This is a genomic window from Streptomyces sp. NPDC000878 (genome assembly GCF_053599695.1).
In genome coordinates this window covers 17,829-38,079 of the sequence record NZ_JBSFMT010000017.1, presented here as the reverse complement: position 1 = coordinate 38,079, position 20,251 = coordinate 17,829, and the positions used below count along the sequence as shown (strand labels likewise).

Here is a 20,251-nt window from a genome sequence, read left to right as displayed (position 1 = left end):
CACGCGCCTGAGTGTCGGCGGCGGCCGACTCGGCGAGTGGCCGCCCGCTGCTCAAGCGCCCGTCTCCCCCGCACGGGCTCCGAGGGCGGCCAGGAGTTCATCGAGTCCCTGGGCGCGACCCCGGTGCGCTACGGCGACGAGCTCGTCGAGCAGGTGCGGAAGGCCCAGCAGTTGCCGGCCGACGGTCACGTACGGGGCAAGGTCGTCCGCGCGACACGTCCACCCCTGCGGACCGCGGCTCCCACGAGCGGTCCGTGGGCCCTTCGCGTTTTTTAGGGTGACTGGTCCGTTGACGCAACCAGTTCGAAATTGAACTCTGAGCTTTATTTGAGGTGACTACGCTGCCATTTGTTCCTATTGAGCAAAAGCTGACATAGGAAAAATCCGCAGGATGTCAATAGCCTCGGGAGTGCCACTGCGGCCACCGCCGGCCCAGTATCCCCATGCCGCCCTACCGAGAGCGTCGTTGGAGCCAAGAACATGTCTCACGCCCCGTCATCCGGCTCTTCCCCCACCGCTGAGCGCTACCGGGCCCGGCTGCTCCGCTACGTGTACCGGCTCACCTCCCCGGACCGCCACCGCGCCGAGGACATCGTGCAGGAGACGATGCTGAGGGCCTGGCTCACCGCCGCCGACCTCGACCGGCATGACGAGGACCGCCGGATCGCCTGGCTCTACCGCGTCGCCCGCAATCTCGCGATCGACGCGCACCGGCGCGACCGGGCCGTCCCGGTCGGGGTGATCCCGGACGGCATGCTCCACCGCCCGGACAGCTCCGGCGACCTGGCCGACGGCGTCGCCGACCGGCAGGTCGTCCGGCTGGCCCTGGCGGGGCTGTCGCCCGAGCACCGCGAGGTGCTGGTCCACATCCACCTGCGCGACCGCACCCGGGCGGAGACCGCCCGTACCATCGGTGTTCCGCAAGGGACCGTCAAGTCCCGCAACCACTATGCCCTGTTGGCGCTACGACACCAGATCCAGGCGGCATGAGGAACACCGACCCCTTCGTCTTCTTCCGGCAGCACAGCGACACCATCTATCGCGTGCTCGGCATCGCCGGGGTGCTGCTGCTGGTCTATCTGCTGCTGCGCGTGTGGGCGATGCGCTGGGGTGGCTGGCGCGCGGCCTGTGCGCGGCTGCGCCGGGAAGCGGCAGTCACCCGTTACGCGTTCACCGCGCCGGTGCGGGCATGGTTCCGCCACCGGCGCGGTCTGCGCCTGCTCGTACGGCAGCTGGGCACCCCCGGCACCTGGCGGGACGCCGAACGGGCCCTGGCCGCCGCCCGGCTGGCCGCCGCGCCCGCCCGTCCGTACGCCGCGCTGGTGGACTCCGACTCGGTCGCCGTGCTGCTCGCCGGGACCGAACTGCCGGTGCCCGCCCCCGACGGGGCGTGGTGGGCGGAGCCGGACGAACCGGAGCGATGGCTGGTGGCCCGCGCGGACCTGCCCTCGGTGACACCGGAGGCGGCCGACGTCCGCCCGATCATCGTCGCCGTCGGTGAGGCCGAACGGTCGGCGGCCTTCCTCGACCTGGCCGTCGGCCCGCCCGTACTCTCCGTCGCCGGGAACGACCGGGCGGCCACAGCCCTCGTCCAGGCGATCGCCGCGCAGCTCGACGCACGGCTGCCGAGCCCGCTGGTCGTCGTCGCCGAGGGCGTGCACCGGGACTACTCCGGGCCCCCTGTGCGGTCCGCCTACCGGACCGCGCGCGAGACCCCGCCCCGGCTCGGTATCGCGCCCGTACTGATCGCGGCCGAACTGCCGGACCCGCTGCCCCCGGAGTTCGCCGCCCCGCCCGGGGACGGCCCCGCCGTCCGGGCCGTGGTCCTTGGCCCCGGCCGGGGATACGTCCGCTCACTGCTGACCGACCGGCACGGCCGGGTGGCCGTCACCGGGACCCCCCTGCTGGCCCGCTGCGGCCCGCTGGGCCGCGCCGTGGCACGGGTGCTGCCCTCGATCCCGCCCGTCCTGCCCCCCGCCGAGGCCTCGACCGGGCTGTCCGGCCGCCACGCGCGGGACCTGTTCGAAGAAGAGGAGGAGACGGCGGGGGAAGCGCCCAGAGGGTTCCGCAGCACGCCCGACACGTCCGCCACATCCCTGCACGAGAGCGGCGAGGCCCCGCTCTCCGCCCCCTCCCGCACGGCCGCCCCCCGCCCGGATCCCGCCCCGACCCCCGGCACCACGTCCCGGCACAACTGACCCCCCTCGCGCACCGGTTGGACCCCCGTGAGCTCAACCCCCAGAACTGACGGCCGGGCACCCCACCCAGGGGCGCGGGGAACTGCGCGACAAGCCACAACGAACCCGCACCCGCCACACCACAGAACCCCCCGACCCCCTAGGCACCCCACGCCAAGCGGACGCACCACCTCCCCGCACAACTGACCCCTCGCCCCCGGTTGGACCCACGTGAATCTCATCCTCACCACCGCCGACCCGGCCGGGCGCCGGGCGGACCATCTGCTGGATCTGCCCGAGGGAGCCACGGTCGGTGACCTCGGTGCCGCTCTGGAGGCCGGGCAGCTGTATCTGGGCGACCGGCTGCTCGGCCCCGACCTGCCCATCGGGGCCAGCGGCATCCGTGAGGGCGTCGTGGTCGGCCTGGGTGCCCCCGTGCCGGCCGGCACCGCCACGCGGGCCTGGGAACCGCCGTCCTCCGACCCGGAGTTGGTGGAGATCCGGCATGTGGGCGGGCCCGGCGCCGGGCGGTCCTGGCGGCTGGGCCCGGGCAGTCACGAGGCCGGCACCGACCGGGGCTGCGCCCTGCGCCTCGACGGCGGGGGCGCGCCCGAGCAGGGCGTGTGGATCACCGTCGGCACGGACGGCACGGTGACCTACCGGCTGCCCGAGGACGCCGACCCGACCCGCTGCGGGCTGCGCAGCCTGACCCCGCCGCCGCCCGTGGACCCGGAGACCGGAACACCGCTCACCGCCGAGGAACCGGCGGGCCCGCAGGACGGCGGCCCCGGCGGGCACACCCCGCAGCCCGCCCCGCCGGGCCCCGACGGTCTGCCGCAGGCACCCCCGCTGCCCCCGGTCGGCTGGCTGCCGCCGCCGGACGACGGCTCCGAGGACTGGCCCGGCTACGCCGACCTCTCGCTCGGCGACCATCTGCTGCGGCTCTGCCCGCTGTTCGACCCGGACGCGGCCGTCAACCCCTCGGCCGACGGTCTGGCCATCGAGTACAACCGGCCGCCGCGCATCGCCCCGCACCTGGACGGCGAGCAGCTCCGCATGCAGGGCCCGCCCGGCGAACGCGGCTCCCGTCCGTTCCCGCTGCTGATGATGCTGATGCCGCTGGTCATGGGCCTCGTCATGATGAGCCTGTTCCGGTCCTTCTTCTTCATCATCTTCATCTTCTTCACACCGATGATGGCGGTCAGCAACTGGATCATGGGCCGCCGCACCGGGCGCAAACAGCAGGAGGAGGCCCTGCGCATCTACCGGCTGCGCCGCGCCTCCCTGGAGCTGGAGATGCGCGACGCGACCGTGGCGGAACGGCAGCTGCGCAACGTCACGTTCCCCGACCCGGCCACCGTCCTGCTCACCGCCACCGGACCCGGCAGCCTGCTGTGGCAGCGCCGCCGCCGCGACCCCGACCACCTCACCCTCCGGCTCGGCACGGTCACCCGCCCGTCCCTCAAGCGCATCGACGACCAGGCCCGCGAGTCCAACCACCGCCAGGTGCACTGGCGCCTGGCCGACGTGCCGTTCGGCGTCGAGCTGGCCGACTTCGGGGTCGTGGGCCTGTCCGGGGCCGGCGACACCCCGCGTACGGTGGCCTGCTGGGCCGTCGCCCAGGCCGCGGTCCTGCACAGCCCCCGGGACCTGCGGATCGTCGTCCTCACCGACGACGCGCACGCGGACGCCTGGAACTGGGTGCGCTGGCTGCCGCACCTGCGGCCCGACCGCCGCGGCTCGGTCATCGCGGTCGGCAACGACCCGGAGAGCACCGCCCACCGCGTCAACGAACTGATCGCCGACATCCAGGCCAGGACGTCGGCCGCGACCTCCGCGCTGGGCCACACCCTGCTGCGCGAGCCGGACGTCCTCGTCGTCCTCGACGGCGCCCGGCGGCTGCGGGACGTGCCCGGCGTCGTCCAGGTCCTGACGGGCGGACCCGGCGTGCGGGTCTTCAGCCTGTGTGTGGACGAGCGCGAGCGGCTGCTGCCCGAGGAGTGCACCGCCGTCATCACGACGGAGGGCAACCGGCTGACCGTACGGGCGTCCGGCGTGCCCGCCGTCGAGGACGTCCGGGCCGATCTCGTCGACGCCGCCTGGTGCGAGGAGGTCGCCCGCGCGCTCGCTCCCGTACGGGACGTCACCGTCGACAGCGACTCCGGGCTCCCCTCCGACGTACGGCTGCTGCCGCTGCTCGGCCAGGAACCGCCCGACCCGGCCGCGCTGGCGGCCAACTGGGCCCGCCGGCCCGCCTCCACCGCGTTCACGCTCGGCGCCGGGTACGAGGGCGAACTCCGCCTCGACCTGGTCAGGGACGGGCCGCACGGGCTGATCGGCGGTACCACCGGCGCCGGCAAGTCCGAGCTGCTGCAGACCATGATCGCCTCGCTGGCCGCCGCCAACCGGCCCGACGAACTGGCCTTCGTGCTGGTCGACTACAAGGGAGGCAGCGCCTTCCGTGAGTGCGCCGAACTCCCGCACACCCTCGGCATGATCACCGACCTGGACGGCCATCTGGTCCAGCGCGCCCTGGCCTCCCTGGACGCCGAACTGCGCCGCCGTGAACATGTACTGGCCGAGGTCGAGGCCAAGGACCACCCCGAGTACCGGGCCAAGCGGGCCCGCGACCCCAAGCTGCCCGCACTGCCCCGGCTGCTCCTGGTCATCGACGAATTCGCCACCCTCGTACGGGAGTTGCCCGAGTTCGTGCCCGGCCTGATCAGCCTCGCCCAGCGCGGCCGGTCCCTCGGTCTGCACCTCGTGCTGGCCACCCAGCGGCCCGGCGGCTCGGTCAGCAACGAGATCAAGGCCAACACCAACCTCCGGATCGCCCTGCGGGTGACCGACCGCTCCGAGAGCCAGGACATCATCAACGCGCCGGAGGCGGCCAGCATTTCGCCCTCCACCCCGGGCCGTGCCCTGATCCGGCGCGGCTCCGGCGCCCCCACCCCGTTCCAGACGGCCTGGGTGGGCGCCGAGCGTGCCGGAGGAGGCCCCACCCCCGAATCGGCGACGCCCTCCCGTCCCGTACGAGGCGTCGAGCTGACCTGGAACCGGCTGGGCCGCCCCGCCGAACTGGCCGCGGCGGAGGACGAGTTCGACCTCACCGAACACGTCGGCGGCGGCGAGGAACCCGTCACCGACCTGAGCGTCCTCGTCGAAGCCCTCGGGCGGGCGGCCGAACTCCTCGACGACTACAAGCCGCAGCGCAGCCCCTGGCTGCCCCCGCTGGCCGAGACCGTCCGCATGGAGTCCCTGCCGCCCTGCCCGCCGCCCGCGCCCGGCGGGCTGCCGCTGGTGCCGTACGCCCTCATGGACGTCCCGCAGTTCCAGCAACAGCGCCTCGGCACCATCGACTTCACCAGCTTCGGCCATCTCTACGTCATCGGCTCACCCCGCTCCGGCCGCACCCAGGTCCTGCGGACCGTCGCGGGCTCGGCCGCCCTCGTCATCCCCAGCTCCGACCTGCACATCTACGGTATCGACGCGGCCGGCGGCGGGCTCACCTCCCTGGAGTCCCTGCCGCACTGCGGCGCGGTCGTCTCACGGCACGACACGGAACGCCTGGAGCGGCTGATCTCCCGCCTGACCGCCGAGTTGACGGCTCGTCAGCGTCTGGTCTCGCAGCACAGCGCCGCCGGCATCGGCGAACTGCGCGCCAAGCTCCCCAAGGACCGCCGCCCGGCCCATCTGCTGCTGCTCGTCGACGGCTGGGACGCGCTCAGCGCGATGCTCGACGACTACGACGGGGGCCGGCTCTACTCCGAGGTCGTACGGCTGCTGAGGGAGGGCGCGGCGGCCGGTATCCATGTCATCGCCACCTCCGAGCGCATCCTGCTGGGCGGCCGGCTCGCCGCCCACAACGACAGCCGCTTCCTGCTCAAGCAGGCCGACCTCAGCGACTACAACATCGCCGGAATGGGCCGCAACAAGGTCCCCGCGCACATCCCGCCCGGCCGCGGCTGGCACGCCCCCAACGGGGTCGAGGCACAGATCGCGCTGCTGCCCACCGAGGAGGGCACCGACCAGGGCGAGGCCCTCGCCGAGATCGGCCGCCGCACGACCGCCCGCGACTCCGCCCTTCCGGTCATCCGCCGGCCCTTCCGCATCGAGGAACTCCCCACCCTGATCGGCTTCCAGGAGGCGGCGGACCGCGTCCCCGAGGATCGACGCCGCCCGCTGTGGGCCCTGGTGGGCATCGGCGGCGACGCGGCCGAGCCCCTCGGCTTCGACTTCGCGGCCGGCGGCGGCTCCTTCGTGGTCGCCGGGCCCCCGCGCTCGGGGCGCAGCACCACGCTCGCCTCGATGTGCGTGTCCCTGCTGATGGGCGGCACGGCACTGGTCGTCCTCGCCCCGCGCGACTCGCAGTTGAGGCAGCTCGCCGCGCACGATCTCGCCCAGGTCATCAGCGACCACGACCCCTCGGCGGACTCGGTCACCCAGGCCCTGCGCGCGGTCGCGGGGAAACCGGTGGTCGTGGTCGTGGACGACGCCGACCTGCTGCTGTCCTGCGGGGCCGACAAGGTGCTCCGGCAGGTCGCCACCTCCGGGCGCGACCGGCAACAGGGCCTGCTCCTGGCCGGGTTGCCCGAGTCGATGAGCTCCCTCGGCTGGGTCGGCATGGCCCGCCGCGCACGGCGGGGCATCCTGCTCGGCCCCAAGTCGATCGGGGAGGGCGACCTCATCGGGGTGCGGATCTCCTCCGAGCAGGTCCGTACGCCGCTGGCCCCCGGGCGCGCCTGGACGGCGAGCGAGGCGGGCGCGCCGATCGCGGTCCAGGTGCCGCTCACGGTGCTGGACGGCTGAGCGGGCGGAGCAAGAAAGAGAAGGAAGGGGGGTGGGCCGCTCGGCTCACCCCCCTTTCTCTTATCGATCCTGCGTCAGGCCTTCGCCTCGGTCTGGGCCTTGATGACCTCGTTGGCGATGTCCGTGTCGGACTGGGCGATCGAGTCGCCGATGTCCTGGAAGCTCTTGCCGTACTCGCCGATGTTGGCGGCCGAGGACTTCATCTGCTTGCTGAAGGCGTCGTAGGCGTCCTTGAGCGCGGGGCTGGCCTTCTCGAAGACGAGGCCGTCCTGGAGCAGACCGCTCACCGTGGTCTCCAGCTCGGTCAGTTCGTTGGAGATGTCGGTGAGCTTGGTGCCCATGGTGGTGGCGGCCCGGCCGATCTCGTCGTAGTCGAAAAGGACATCGGGATTCGCTGCTGCCATCGTGATCCTCCTGGGGGTTGGCCGACTGCTCGGGTTACCGGACTGATGAGGGGCCCCGGAGGGCTACTGACCGCTGCTGTTGACCTTTTCGGCGATGTCGTGGTCCATCCCCTTCACCGACTCCATGATCTTGCGGAACTGCTCGGCGTAGCCCTTGATGCTGTCGGTGGCCTCCTTCAGGGAGACGGTGAACTTCTCGTACTGCGCCTGGAGGGCGGGGCTGGACTCCTGGAGGATCAGGGCCGTGTCCAGGAGGGTGTCCACCTCCAGCTTGGCCTCGTCCATGCGCGGGACCAGGGTCTGGTCGACGCTCGTGTCCAGCAGGCCGGCGACGCGCTCGATCTCGGTGTAGGAGAGGCTGATGTTGGCGACCATGAGAGGGGTCCTTTCCGGGTCTTTACTCTTCTTCGTCGTCTTCGGGCGTTACCCACTCCGCGTCCGGGCCGGAGCGGGTGGAGACGGTGACCTTGCCGTCCTGGTCGGTGCTGGTCATGGTTCCCGAGCCGTCGTCGCCGATCACGAAGACGCTGGTGGTCTTCGAACCGTCCGCGTAGGTGGTGACCATCGTGTAGTCACGGGCGTCGAAGGCGTCCTTGGTGCCGTTGCCCTCGGGGTCGATGATCTTCGGCGCGGAGTCGTAGGTGGTGACCGACGAGTAGGACTGGCCGTCGGGGGTGGTGATCGTCGACGTCTCCTTCATGACGTCGTACTGGTCGTTCAGCTCGACCTTGACCTCGACCTTCCCGTTCTCGTCCTCGAAGGTGTACGAGGTCGGCGGGTCGGCGGAGGGCTTCTCCGGCTCGGCGCCCGGAGGATCGGGGGCTTCCGCGTCGTTCTGCCAGGTCTCGCACCAGGAGGGGGCGCCGTCGGCCCGGCAGACCTCGCCGATGTCGGCGTCGGGATGCTGGTCGAAGTACTCGCCGGCGCCGATCTTGTCGAGGTAGGCGTCCCAGGTGGTCTTGTCCTCCTCCCAGTCGTCGTGCGCCTCCTTGTCGTTCTTCCAGTCGTCGAGGCCGATGCTGGAGCCCATGAGCCCCGCCGCGCTGGACAGTTGGGAGTCGGCGTCGAAGAAGGTGTTGGCAACGGAGCTGAAGACGTCGGCCAGTTCACCGAGCCCGTCCTTGGCCTGCTTCGTACGGGAGCTGGAACGGCGGTAGAAGAGGTTGAAGGCGGAGGAGAGACCGGCGTCGCCGAAGACCGCCCTGCGTTCGCTGGAGGTGTCCTCGCCCACCTCCTTGAACGCGCCGGTCGCGCCGCCCGAGTCGGCCTCGTCGGCCAGCTCGTGCATCTTCTTCTGGACCACGTGCAGCGCCGAGTAGTCGATGGAGAAGTCCGCCACGCGTCGTACCTCCTGGTGTGCCGTCCGCCTCTTCCGACCTGTCCACGCACCAGGACCCCGGGATGGTTCAACGGGCACTGTTTTCCCATGCGTTGAACCATCCAGGGGTCCCGGTGCGTGGATGGTGCAGACGATGTCCCGCGAGGACGTCACGAAGCACGGCCCGTCAGTCCGTCCGTCATGTCCCGCGTGCGTCCGTTCGTACGTCCCGGAAGCAGAAGGAGGCGCCCCGATGGCTCGTCCCGCCGACTGGAGTGCGCTCGGCCTGGGCAGTGACCCCACCCCGGGCGACGCCGCCCGGATCGACGAGATCATCACCTCCCAGGGCAATCTGGTCACCCTGGCGGACACCATCGACGCCGGCCTGACGGAGATCAAGAACACCACGGACGGCGCCTTCATCGGCGAGACGGCGGACGCGCTGCGCAAGGTGATCGACGGCGATCTGCGCAACTACGTCAGCACGTTCCGCCAGGCCCACGAGGACGCCCAGGCCGCGCTGCGGACCTTCGTCGGGGTGATGCGCACCCAGCAGGAGCGGGCCGACGCCGCCCTCAGCGCGGCGGCCGCGCTGGCCGAGGACGACGACGCGGGACGCGAGACCCACAAGACCACCGCCGAGGACGCCAAGGACGTCCTGTCGGAGGCCGCCGACACGGCGGCGAGCGCGCTGACCACGGCGGCCGAGAGCATCGCCTCGCCGATCGACGAGTGCGAGGCGTTCTGGAAGGCGCTGGGCTGGCTGGCGCTGATCCTCATCATCCCCGCGATCATCGTCGGCGGTCCGCTGGCCCTGTTCGCCATCGGCCTCAACGTCGCGCTGCTGATCAAGACGGCGGTGGACTTCTCCCAGGGCAAGGCGAGCGTCACCGAACTGGTGCTCTCCATCCTGGGCGTCATCGCGCCCACCACCAAGGGCATCAACGTCGGCGCGGTGTTCAAGGGGCTGAAGGGGGCCGGGGTCTCCGCCTTCCAGGGCGGCAAGAACCTGCTCCTGGGCGGGCCCAACGCGCTCGGGCTGCTCGGCCGTCTGACGTTCGGTGTCGACGACGCCTTCCGGGCCACCGGGGTGTGGCTGAACGGCGGGCTGCGCGGCATCAACGGGGTGAAGTTCACACCCCTGACGTTCATGCCGGGGCTCAAGGGCTTCACCATGGGCGGGGCCGGCCTCGGCAAGGGCTTCGGTGTCGTCCCGGTGGCCAGTGAGCTGACCGTCATCAACCTGCTGGGCGTGAAGAGCTTCTTCGCGGTGCGCACGGTGATCAGCGGCCTCAACGGCATCGGGCGGCTGGGCGGTTCGCTGGGCAGCGCGATGCTGAACGGCGTGCGCGGGCTCAACGGGCTGCGGTTCTTCCTGCCGGTCGCCGCGGACGAGATGGGCAACGGCCTGCTCTTCGCGCTGAAGATCGGCGTCATCGACCGCGGTGTCTTCGGCATGTACCGGTACGGGGCCTTCGCCGGCGGCCAGTTCCTCGGTGTGTCGAGCAAGATCAGCGGCGCCGCCGCGTCGGGTCTCACGCTGCTGCGGCCCGGGGCCGACCTGGGCGGTCTGTCGCACGTCAACCTGACCGGCTTCACCCCCACCCCGGCCGGCGGACTCGGCTCGGCGCTGACGAACCTGCCGCCGCTGAACCTGTCGCCCTCGATCGGCAACGTCAACCTCACCGGCGGTCTGAGCGGGCTCGGCGGATCCTTCCACGCGCCCGCGCCCGCCATCGGCGCCCGCTTCACCGACCTGCCGGCCGTCACCGGGCTCAGCGGTGCGCACATGCCCCCGCTGGGCGGCCTCGGCAGCGTGAACATGCCCCAGCTGGGCGGGATCGGCAATGTGAGCCTGCCGCAGCTGGGCCAGATCAGCCAGGTCGGGGCGGTCGGCGTGGCCGGGCTCCGGGGCGCCGATCTCGCCGTGGGGGACGTCGCGGCCGTCGGCGTCGCCCGGATCGACGTACCGAGCCTGGGGGCGGTGACGTCCGGGCCGACCGCGGTGCGGGTGGAGATGCCGTCGATGGACGCGCGGGTCACCGACATCCCCTCCGCCAACGGCATCGGGTCCCTGTCCAACCCGTCCGTCGGCCAGGTCGACATCCCGTCCGTCTCCCAGGTCAACGTGCCCACGATGGGCCTCGGACAGGTCAACGTACCCACGGTGAACACGGGCGGCGTGCCGGACGTCCCCGTGGTGGGCGTGAACCAGGTCACCACGCCGAGTCTGGGGTCGGTGACGTCCGGCCCGACGGTCGTCCGGGTGGACACCCCGGCGATGTCCGCCCGGATGACCGACATCCCCTCGGTGAACGGCGTGGGCTCGGCCCTGGGACGGGTCGAAGTCCCGCCGGTCGGAAGCGTGAACGTCCCCTCGATCGGGAGCGTGAACGTCCCGGCGGTCGGCAGCGTGAACGTTCCGTCGGTCGGCCGGATGGACATCCCGGCCACCGGAGGCGTCAATGTGCCGTCGGTGAGCCGCATGGACATCCCGGCCACCGGGAGCGTGAACGTGCCGTCGGTGGGCCGGTTCGACGTCCCGGCCGCCGGAGGCGTCAACGTGGCGTCGGTCGGCCACCTCGACATGCCGTCCGTCGGCCGCCTCGACACCCCGGCCACCGCGAACGTGACCGGGTCCAGGGGAGTCGTGTCGAACGTCCCGACCGGGGCCGCCCACGTGGACGTACCGCCCGTCTCGGCCCTCGGCCGCGTGGACGTGCCCGTCAGTGCCACACCCACCGTGAGCCCGGGGGCGGTGACCCCGGCGACGGTCGGCGTCCCGCACACCCCCGGCGGCGGGCTCGACGTCCCGACGCCCGCCACCGGGGGACCGGGCAGGAACGGCACCCCGGGCCTGCCCGGCAACGACAGCCTCATCGTCGACCTGCCGAAACTCGGCCGTGTCGACCTGACCGCGTTCCGCGACCAGCACCGGAACATCCGGGTCTTCATGGCGGACAGCGGCAACCTGAACTTCCAGCACACCTTCACCAACATCCCCGGGCTGTCGCCCGCTGTGCGCGTCGAGGTCACCCCGACGGCCACCGGGCCGCGGGTCGTCCCCGCCACCCCGGGGGTCCATGCCTCGTACGTGACCCCGCAGGACGGCGGCAACCAGTTCCTCCGGGTGGAGGAGGACCTCGGGCGCGGCTCGGTCCGCCAGACGGACTACCACCTGGACGCCTCCCTGAACCACCAGCAGATCGGCACCAGGATCATCGAGGGCATCGAGCTCCAGCCCCTCACCCGGCCGGGCCAGCCGCCGCTCGGCGGTTCCGTGGCAGGACCCTCCGGGACCAACAACGCCCACACGGTCAACGTGCCCGGCCTGAACGGCGTCCGCGTCGACCTCACTCCCGGGTCCCGCCCGAGCATCACCAACCCGAACGCCGTCGACGGGCTGCGCGTCGACCCCATCGGCGACGCGGACGTCGTCCGCATCACGCACGTCGACGGGGGCCAGACCCGCCACTGGGACTTCGACGTGGACGCGAACGGCACCCGGCCGGTCCGCGCCGAGCACCAGGTCACTCTGCAGGGCGGCCCCTTCAACGGTCACACGGTCAGGACGGACATCCTGTCGGGCGGCACCGGCGGCGTTCAGCGCTTCGACACGGGCGGCACGCTCCAGCCGGCCGGGGGCACCCACGTCCCGGCCCGGGGCACCCAGGCCGGCGCCGAGTTCCGCGTCACCGGCCCCCACAACAGTACGGTCGTCTACGACGCCGACTTCCAGCACGCGTACGACGAACTCCCGCTGACCGGCGGCACGTCGAACGCCACGGTGCTGCGGATCAACGCCGACGGCACGGCCCACCCGGTGGGCCAACCGACGGTGAACGTCACCGTTCTGCCGAACAGCGGCGGATTCCATGTACCGGAGGCGACCGGCAGCTGGCTGAGGGCCTACGGGGCCGGCGGCGCCTACGTCCACCGGGTACTGCCCGTGCCGGGCGGCAATATGGTCCGCTTCCCTGAGGCCGGTCGCACGGACCACGACCTTGTGAACGCGGCCGGCGTCCAGGTGCCGCGCGCCCACGTGGAGCCGCAGTCGGGCTCGGGCGGCTTCCGGATCGATCACGGCCCGGGCCAGCCGCACACGGTCGTCGACAACACCGGTGCGCACACCCACGACGCCATGCCGCTCAACGGCGGTGCGGCGGGCGGCCAGTTCGTGCACACGCCGGTGCGGGGCGTGGCGGGCCAACCGACCGTACTCATCCGCACCGACGCGGCCGGGGCGGTCGAGGCAGCCGGGGTCACCCGGGTCGGCGGCGAGTACCACGTCCCGGGCACCCCCAACCGTACGGCCTTCTACAACACCAACTACACCCACACGCACGACCACCTCACCCTGAACGGCGGCACGTCGAACGGCGAGGTGCTGCGGATCAACGCCGACGACACGGCCCACCCGGTGAGCCGACCGACTGCGAACGTCACCGTTCTGCCGAACAGCGGCGGATTCCATGTGCCGGAGACGACCGGCAGCTGGCTGAACGTGTACGGGAACGGCGGCGCCTACGTCCACCGGGTACTGCCCGTGCCGGGCGGCAACATGGTCCGCTTCCCGGACGGCGGTCGCACGGCCCACGACCTCTTGGACGCGGCCGGCGGCCAGCTGCCGCGCGCCGTGCATACACAGTCGGGCTCGGGCGGCTTCCGGATCGACAACGGCGCGGGCCAACCGCACACGGTCGTCGACAACACCGGTGCGCACACCCACGACGCCATGCCGCTCAACGGCGGTGCGGCGGGCGGCCAGTTCGTGCACACGCCGGTGCGGGGCGTGGCGGGCCAACCGACCGTACTCATCCGCACCGACGCGGCCGGGGCGGTCGAGGCAGCCGGGGTCACCCGGGTCGGCGGCGAGTACCGCGTCCCGGGCGCCAACAACCGTACGGCCTTCTACAACGCCAACTACACCCACGCGTACGACCACCTCGCCCTGAACGGGGGCGCGTTGAACGGCGGGGTGCTTCGGATCGACGCCAACGGCACGCCCAGTCTGAACGGTCCCCGGGCCGCGACCGCCGTCGCCCAGCCGGGCGACGGCAACGGCTTCCGCGTCATCCGCGGCACCGACCATGTCGCCGTGGACGCGAGCGGTGTCCACACCGCCACCGTCCGCGAGCTGACCGGCGGCACCGCCCCCCACGCGAACGGCGAGTTCGTCCACATGCCCGCCAACGGGGGACCGGCCGTGCTCAAGGAGGCCGACGGCTCCGGCTTCCCGAACTCCACCGTCACGGTCCGCGCCGACGGCAGCTTCGTCGTCGATCACCCGACCACCTTCCGCGTCCACCGGGCGACGGACGGCACTGTCGAAACCGACAACCTCCGGCTCCAGAACGCGACAGGCGGGCTCCTCGGGCAGAGCGTCCGCATCCACCCCGGCGGGGCCCTGGAGCTGCTGGACAACCAACTGGCCGAGATCCCGAACGTCAAGGTCACCGCGCGCCCCGGCGGCGGTCACCGCGTGGAGCAGACGGACGGCGGCTTCCAGCTCTACGGCAACAACGGCAGGCTGGAACACTCCGTCGTCGACACCGGCCAAGGCGGAATCTTCCGGGTCGACGACGCCAACGGCACCCGCCTCTACGACACCGTCCGGCTCGGCGACGGCATCGGCACCCGCTTCCTGCGCACGGACCTCAACCAGCTCCGTGTCCTGGACGGCGACCTGACCCCGACGCCCGGCACGGTCACCCCCCATGCGAACGGCACCCAGTACCGAGTCGACGGCGTCGGCGCCCCGCACGCGGGCGAGTTCAAGCTGTACGACGCCGACGGCCGGCTCAACTTCCAGCAGATCAACGTCATCCACGAAGGCCAGATCAAGCCCGGCCAGCGCATCGACGTCACCTACCCGAACCCGGCCACCGGCACCAAACCGACCTGGGAACGCATCCACCTGGACGCGGCAGGCAACCCGCGGCCACAGAACGGCAACCGGCCCTGGTACGACGGCGGGACGGTCGACCTCAAGGGCCTCGACCACGGCCGGCTCCGGCTGCTCGGCCACTCCGGCGCCGAGGTGTTCGAGCGCCGCCCGCTGCCGTTCGGCAACGGCGGCTCGATCGACGCGTACCACTCCTCCGCCGGGGCCGGCGCCTTCGGCCGCTTCAACCAGCGCGGGGTGTGGACCGAGTTCGACGGGGCAGGCGCGGCGACCCGCCACGGCACCCGGCACTGGGGCGAGAGCGGCCGCAGCTACTTCGACGTCACCACCGCCCGGGGCGTCGACACCCGCGTCCACCACTTCCAGCAGAACCCCGACGGCGGCCATGTGCTGGCGAACCTCGACCGCACGGTCTGGACACAGAGCGCGGGCCGCAGCGACTGGCACCGCTTCGACGCGGACTACAACCACCTGGCGGAAGGAACCAGGAAGTGGGGTCCGGGCCGGGGCTGGACCGACAAGATGAACCACCCCAAGACGAACGCGTCGACCCTCGTCCACGAGAAGTTCGGCCGCTTCACCCCGACCCCGCACGACGTACGCCGCTACTTCCAGGTCGAGATGGGCCCGGACGGTCTCCCCAAGCGGGACTGGATGTCCCACTCCGCGCACGGCAAGGAGAACGGCCGCGGCACGACGCTGAGCAACGGCGACTTCCTGGAGACCCAGCGGCTCGCCGAGCAGCGCCCGCCGTTCTTCGCCCGCTGGGCGATGAGCGGGGACTACCGGGCCACCAGTCTGGCCAACGCGAGCTGGCTGCGGTTCGACGGCAAGTACCAGATCCACGAGTGGAAGCTGACGCCCGCCGCCGGCGGAGCGCCCGAGCGGGGTGTGCGGTTCGTCAGCATGAACGGTGTCACGACCGACATCGCGAGGAACGGCGATGTCGTCCGGGTGACCGGCAAGGTGGGCAGCGGCAACGACCTCACCGTCGGCAACGTCCCGCTGCCCGCGGGCGCCAACGTCCCGCCGCGCGCCGCCGCCAACGCGGGGCCCAACTACCTGCCCTGGTCGGAGGGGGCGGGCAAGCTCAACGGCCACCGCACCTACGTGCAGGGCGACTTCACCGTCCAGCCGGGCGCCGGCTACCAGCAGACCGACATCCTCTTCCAGGACCGCTTCACCACCAACCGGGCCAACGGCGACTGGTTCTCGCCCGACGCGACCAAGCAGTGGCACGTCACCAGGACCGGGCTCAACGACGGCTCGGTGGTCGAGTACCGGCCCGCCCCCGCCGTCCGCCCGGACGGCCAGGCGGGCAACGGGGACATCGCCTCCCGGCAGAACATCCACGCGGGCAACGGCGACTGGACGAAGTACGACCCGCACGGCATGGTCGTCGCCCGCAAGGACACCTGGCCCGACCCGGCCGCGGGCGGCAACAACACCGTCACGATCACCGCCACGGGCACGGCAGGAGCCAAGAACCTGGAGTGGCAGGGCCCGAACGGCACGCACGGTCCACGGGTGACGCAGCACAAGCGGGGCATGGAGACCTGGGCCTGGGACAGGGAGTCGTTCCAGGACTTCGACGGGGGACGCCTGATCCGCGAGCACCGGCTGCTCGGGGACGGCACCACCGTCGACGCCTGGCGTGTCAGCCGGGACCCCAACACCGGCACCGAGACCTGGCAGTGGAACAAGATCGACCGGCACGGCAACGTCATGGACTTCGGCGGCGGCGCCGCGAACCGGCCCCGCACCTGGATCGACCCCAACGGCACCCCGCTCACCGAGTGGCACCCGAACGCCCGCTGGCAGGACCAGGTGACGACCCCGGACCCGAACAACCCGGCCAACGTCAACACCATGACCGTGCAGGAGATCCCGGCCCGCCCGGCCACCGGCGGCGCCTTCCACAACTGGGCCACCGACGCCCCGTTCCGGGTACGCGAGTACGTGTCGGACGTGGGCGGGACGTTCAACTCGAACGTCTGGAAGGAGTTCGACAACGGCGTCGCACTCCGCACCAAGACCGACCTGGGAGACGGCACCTTCCTGGAGAGCGAGGCGTGGCACCAGCAGTGGCGGCGCTACGGCGGGCCGAACGGCACGACGATGATCAGCGAGCGCACCGTCGCCGGCTACGTCTGGAACACCGACACCTTCGGCCGGACCACGCTCATCGGCCGGGACACCAACTTCACCGGCCTGGCGAACGAGTACCGGGGCTTCAGCCGGTCCTGGCGCGAGACCAACAACTGGGAGTTCGGCCGCAACGCCGGCGGCGAGTCCGTGTACACCCCGTTCCTGGGGAAGGCCGGCCGCGCCCTCGCCGTCGACATGGCCCAGGAGTGGGTGCTCGACTTCGCGATGAACCTGGTCGTCTACGGCATCGTGGCCGCCGCCACCGGCTCCGAGTTCACCGTGAACGACGTGGCCAAGGCCGCGTTCGGTGCCACCATCGGCGCCGGGGTGAAGGGCGGCATCTCGGCCGCGCACATGGCCTCGTTCCGGGGCGGGCCGTGGAAGACCGGGCTGAGCCAGATCGACATGGGCCAGCCGTACTCCCGCCGGCCCAACGACGACGGCTGGCAGGGCGAGTACGGCGGCAACGAGAAGGTGACCCGCTGGCGCTCCGGTACGTACGACTTCGGTGTCGGCCTCTTCGGCGGTGCCCTGTCCGGCTTCATCGGCGGCAGCGCGAGCGCGGCGATCTTCGGCGTGAAGGACAAGGACGGCAACACCGTCCACCTCTACGGCGCGGACGCGCTGCTGGTGGGCGCCGCCGGCGCGGCGGCCGGGGTTATCGGTGGCCTCACCACCGGCCTCGCCCGGACGATCATGACCCAGAACATGGCCGGGCGCTGGTACCACCGCCAGGGCTTCTTCGACATCTTCGTGGTGGCGGGAATGGGCAAGATGGTCGACAAGATCTTCTCCAACATGTACTTGAGCGGTGTGGTCCGCGACGACGTCGTCGGGGGCAACGGCTGGAACGGCGGGGTCGGCGTATGACGGACCAGGACCAGATCATCCGGGTCGCACCCAAGGGCCGGGGCACCCACCGCACGATCGCCTCGGCGCTCGCCGCCGCACCCGCGGGCGCGGTCGTCACCGTCGCGCCCGGTGAGTACGAGGAGATCCTGCGCCTCGACCGGCGCGTCACGCTGGAGCCGGAGTACGGCCCGGGCTCGGTCGTCCTGCGGGCCCCCTGGGGGATCGCCCTCACCGTCACCGCCCCGGAGTGCCTGCTGACCGGCCTGGTGCTGCGCGGCGCCGACCCCATGGAGGCGCTGGTCCGGGTCGAGGACGCCGCCGGGCTCACCCTGGAGGACTGCCGGCTCGGCCACGGCCGGGTCGAGGTGCTCGGCTCCCCCGACGGTTCCGGAGCCGTCGCCAACGCCGCCCTGCACCTGGACAGCGACCTGGCCGCCGAGCTGGCGGACCCGCTGGGCGGCGGCGTACTGGTACTGCGCCGGACCCGGCTGAGCGGCGCCCAGCACACCGCGCTGCACCTCGCCGGGGACGCTCGCGCCCGGGTCGAGGACACGGTGATCGAGTCGGTCGACGGCATCGGCGCCGTCCTGTCCGGAACGGCCGTGCTGCTCGCCGAACGGCTGCGGATCCAGGAGAACTCCGGGTCCGCGCTGCGGGCCCGCGGCGGCTCCCGGCTGCTGGTGCGCGACGCGCGCCTGGTGGGCGCGGGACGCAACGGCGTCCTCGTCCAGGACACCGCCGAGGCGCTCCTCACCGAGTGCCGGATCGAGGGCGCGGCCCGCTCCGGTGTCCAGGTCTCGCACGAGGCACGGGCGGAGCTGACCGACTGCCGGATCACCGGGACGGGCGGCAACGGCCTGGAGGCCGGCGACTCGGCCCGGCTGGCGGCCCGCGGCTGCCATGTGCTGGACCCGGCGGGCCACGGGCTCCTCGCGGCCGGCGGTACGACGGTGGCGCTGTCCGACTCGCTGTTCGCCCGGACCGGCGGCTCCGCGCTGCACCTCGGCGAGCGGACTGTCGCGGTGGTGACCGGCTGCCGGGTGACCGGCAGCGGCGAGCACGGCCTCGCGGCGACCGGTGGCGCCCGGGCCGAGGTCACCCGGACCACGCTGGCCGGGGCGCGGGCGTGCGGTGTCCAGGTGGACGACGAGGCCCAGGTGGTGCTGACCGCCGTACGCGTGGAGGACGGCGAGACAGGCGTACGGGTGCGTTCAGGCCGGGAGTCGCAGCTCCTGGACTGTTCGGTGACCGATCAGCGGCGGGGCGGTGTCGAGCTGACCACCGACGCGGTCGCCGTGCTGCGCGGCACCCGGATCGCCGAGGTGGGCGGCGCGGGCGTGACCGTCGACACCGGGGCCCGGCTGGTCATGGAGGGCGGCGGAGTCTCCGGAGCGGGGGCCGGCGGCCTGGTCCTCGGCCGCAAGGCACAGGCCGAGGTGCGGGGCGTACGGATCAAGGGGACCGGCAAGAACGGGATCCTCGTCGGCGAGGAGTCCGGCGGCACGTTCGACCACTGCGACGTGTCGGCCACCGCGTTCCCCGCGCTGCACATGGCCCGGGGCGCCACCCCGCGCTTCCGCGGCTGCCGGGTCTTCGACTGCGGCCACGACGCGCAACTCGCCGCGGGCGCCGAGCCGGTGTTCGAGGACTGCGCCGCGATCCGCGTGGAGACGGCCCTGCTCCCAACACTCTCGGACCTGCCGTCGGCCCCAATCACACCCCGCACCCCCGCGGGAACCTCTCCCACCCCCTCCCAGCCGGAGGCCGGCACCCCGGGCCTGGCCCAGCAGGGCGAACCCGAACCCGAGCCGGAGACCCTGGAGGACCTGCTCGCCGAGCTGAACGAACTCGTCGGCCTGGACGGCGTCAAACGGGACGTCGGCGGCATGGTCAAACTGATGCAGACCGTACGACTGCGCCAGCAGGCGGGCCTGCCCGCCCCGCCGCTCAGCCGCCACCTGGTCTTCGCCGGAAACCCCGGCACCGGCAAGACGACCGTCGCCCGCCTCTACGGCCGCCTCCTCAAGGCACTCGGCCTGCTCGCCCGCGGGCATCTCGTCGAGGTCGACCGCAGCGCCCTCGTCGGCGAGTACGTCGGCCACACCGGCCCGAAGACCACCGAGGCCTTCCACCGCGCCCGGGGCGGTGTCCTCTTCATCGACGAGGCGTACGCCCTGGTCCCGGCCGGGAACGCGAACGACTTCGGCGTCGAGGCGATCGCCACCCTGGTCAAGCTGATGGAGGACCACCGGGACGAGGTCGTCGTCATCGCCGCCGGATACCCCGACGACATGGACCGCTTCATCGGCTCCAACCCCGGCCTGTCCTCCCGCTTCACCCGCAGCCTGGTCTTCGCCGACTACTCCACGTCCGAACTGGTCAGCATCGTCGAGCACCATGCCCAGCGCCACCAGTACGAACTCAGCACGGCCGCCCGCAAGGCCCTGGCCGAACACGTCGAACTGATCCCGCGAGGCGCCCAGTTCGGCAACGGCCGCACCGCCCGCCAGCTCTTCCAGCGCATGACGGAACGCCAGGCCATGCGGGTCGCCGAGCTGAACGCGCCCGAGGCGGCACAACTGGTCCTGCTGGACGAGGAGGACCTGCCCCAGCCCGCCACACCCGTCTGACCACCCGT

General features: G+C 72.2%; 9 protein-coding genes. 6 read left to right on the top strand and 3 right to left on the bottom strand.

Going from position 1 to position 20,251, the window contains the following annotated elements:
- The first annotated feature begins 36 nt into the window (after positions 1-36).
- The 4 genes from ACWDR4_RS17635 to ACWDR4_RS17620 all read left to right on the top strand — a co-directional run bounded on the left by ACWDR4_RS17635 (position 37) and on the right by ACWDR4_RS17620 (position 6,986).
- Positions 37-276, top strand: coding sequence for a hypothetical protein (locus ACWDR4_RS17635; protein ID WP_450409411.1), 240 nt, complete (start codon positions 37-39; stop codon positions 274-276).
- Positions 277-480: 204 nt separating this feature from the next.
- Complete coding sequence (locus ACWDR4_RS17630; protein ID WP_450409409.1) at positions 481-990, top strand: sigma-70 family RNA polymerase sigma factor; 510 nt, start codon at positions 481-483, stop codon at positions 988-990.
- Positions 987-2,198, top strand: coding sequence for a hypothetical protein (locus ACWDR4_RS17625; RefSeq protein WP_450409407.1), 1,212 nt, complete (start codon positions 987-989; stop codon positions 2,196-2,198). The genes ACWDR4_RS17630 and ACWDR4_RS17625 overlap by 4 nt, the downstream gene beginning before the upstream one ends.
- A 210-nt stretch (positions 2,199-2,408) precedes the next feature.
- On the top strand, positions 2,409-6,986 hold the full coding sequence (locus tag ACWDR4_RS17620; RefSeq protein WP_450409405.1) for an FtsK/SpoIIIE domain-containing protein: 4,578 nt from the start codon (positions 2,409-2,411) through the stop codon (positions 6,984-6,986).
- A 74-nt stretch (positions 6,987-7,060) separates the two neighbouring features.
- Here the strand turns inward: ACWDR4_RS17620 and ACWDR4_RS17615 are convergent, their stop codons facing one another.
- From ACWDR4_RS17615 to ACWDR4_RS17605, 3 genes are all read right to left on the bottom strand, one after another.
- The gene (locus ACWDR4_RS17615) at positions 7,061-7,390 is read right to left on the bottom strand and encodes a WXG100 family type VII secretion target (protein WP_450409403.1); all 330 of its coding nucleotides are present in this window, start codon (positions 7,388-7,390) and stop codon (positions 7,061-7,063) included.
- A gap of 63 nt (positions 7,391-7,453) precedes the next feature.
- A complete protein-coding gene (locus ACWDR4_RS17610; RefSeq protein WP_450409401.1) occupies positions 7,454-7,765 on the bottom strand; it encodes a hypothetical protein in 312 nt (103 codons plus the stop codon).
- Positions 7,766-7,787: 22 nt separating this feature from the next.
- Positions 7,788-8,729: a serine/arginine repetitive matrix protein 2 gene (locus ACWDR4_RS17605; RefSeq protein WP_450409399.1), complete on the bottom strand. Its 942-nt coding sequence runs from the start codon at positions 8,727-8,729 to the stop codon at positions 7,788-7,790.
- Between the two features lie 232 nt (positions 8,730-8,961).
- On the opposite strand from ACWDR4_RS17605, the gene ACWDR4_RS17600 reads away from it, so the two are divergent.
- Together ACWDR4_RS17600 and ACWDR4_RS17595 are read left to right on the top strand one after the other, a co-directional pair.
- Complete coding sequence (locus ACWDR4_RS17600) at positions 8,962-17,631, top strand: hypothetical protein (protein WP_450409398.1); 8,670 nt, start codon at positions 8,962-8,964, stop codon at positions 17,629-17,631.
- Entirely contained in the window at positions 17,628-20,243 is a 2,616-nt protein-coding gene (locus tag ACWDR4_RS17595; RefSeq protein ID WP_450409396.1) for a right-handed parallel beta-helix repeat-containing protein, read from the top strand. The genes ACWDR4_RS17600 and ACWDR4_RS17595 overlap by 4 nt, the downstream gene beginning before the upstream one ends.
- Positions 20,244-20,251 lie beyond the last annotated feature (8 nt).

What these genes read in the sequence shown, in the direction of transcription:
- ACWDR4_RS17625 (WP_450409407.1), top strand. Translation starts at nt 987, where the DNA reads ATGAGGAACACCGACCCCTTCGTCTTCTTCCGGCAGCACAGCGACACC.
- ACWDR4_RS17630 (WP_450409409.1), top strand. Translation starts at nt 481, where the DNA reads ATGTCTCACGCCCCGTCATCCGGCTCTTCCCCCACCGCTGAGCGCTAC.
- ACWDR4_RS17610 (WP_450409401.1), bottom strand. Translation starts at nt 7,765, where the DNA reads ATGGTCGCCAACATCAGCCTCTCCTACACCGAGATCGAGCGCGTCGCC.
- ACWDR4_RS17600 (WP_450409398.1), top strand. Translation starts at nt 8,962, where the DNA reads ATGGCTCGTCCCGCCGACTGGAGTGCGCTCGGCCTGGGCAGTGACCCC.
- ACWDR4_RS17615 (WP_450409403.1), bottom strand. Translation starts at nt 7,390, where the DNA reads ATGGCAGCAGCGAATCCCGATGTCCTTTTCGACTACGACGAGATCGGC.
- ACWDR4_RS17595 (WP_450409396.1), top strand. Translation starts at nt 17,628, where the DNA reads ATGACGGACCAGGACCAGATCATCCGGGTCGCACCCAAGGGCCGGGGC.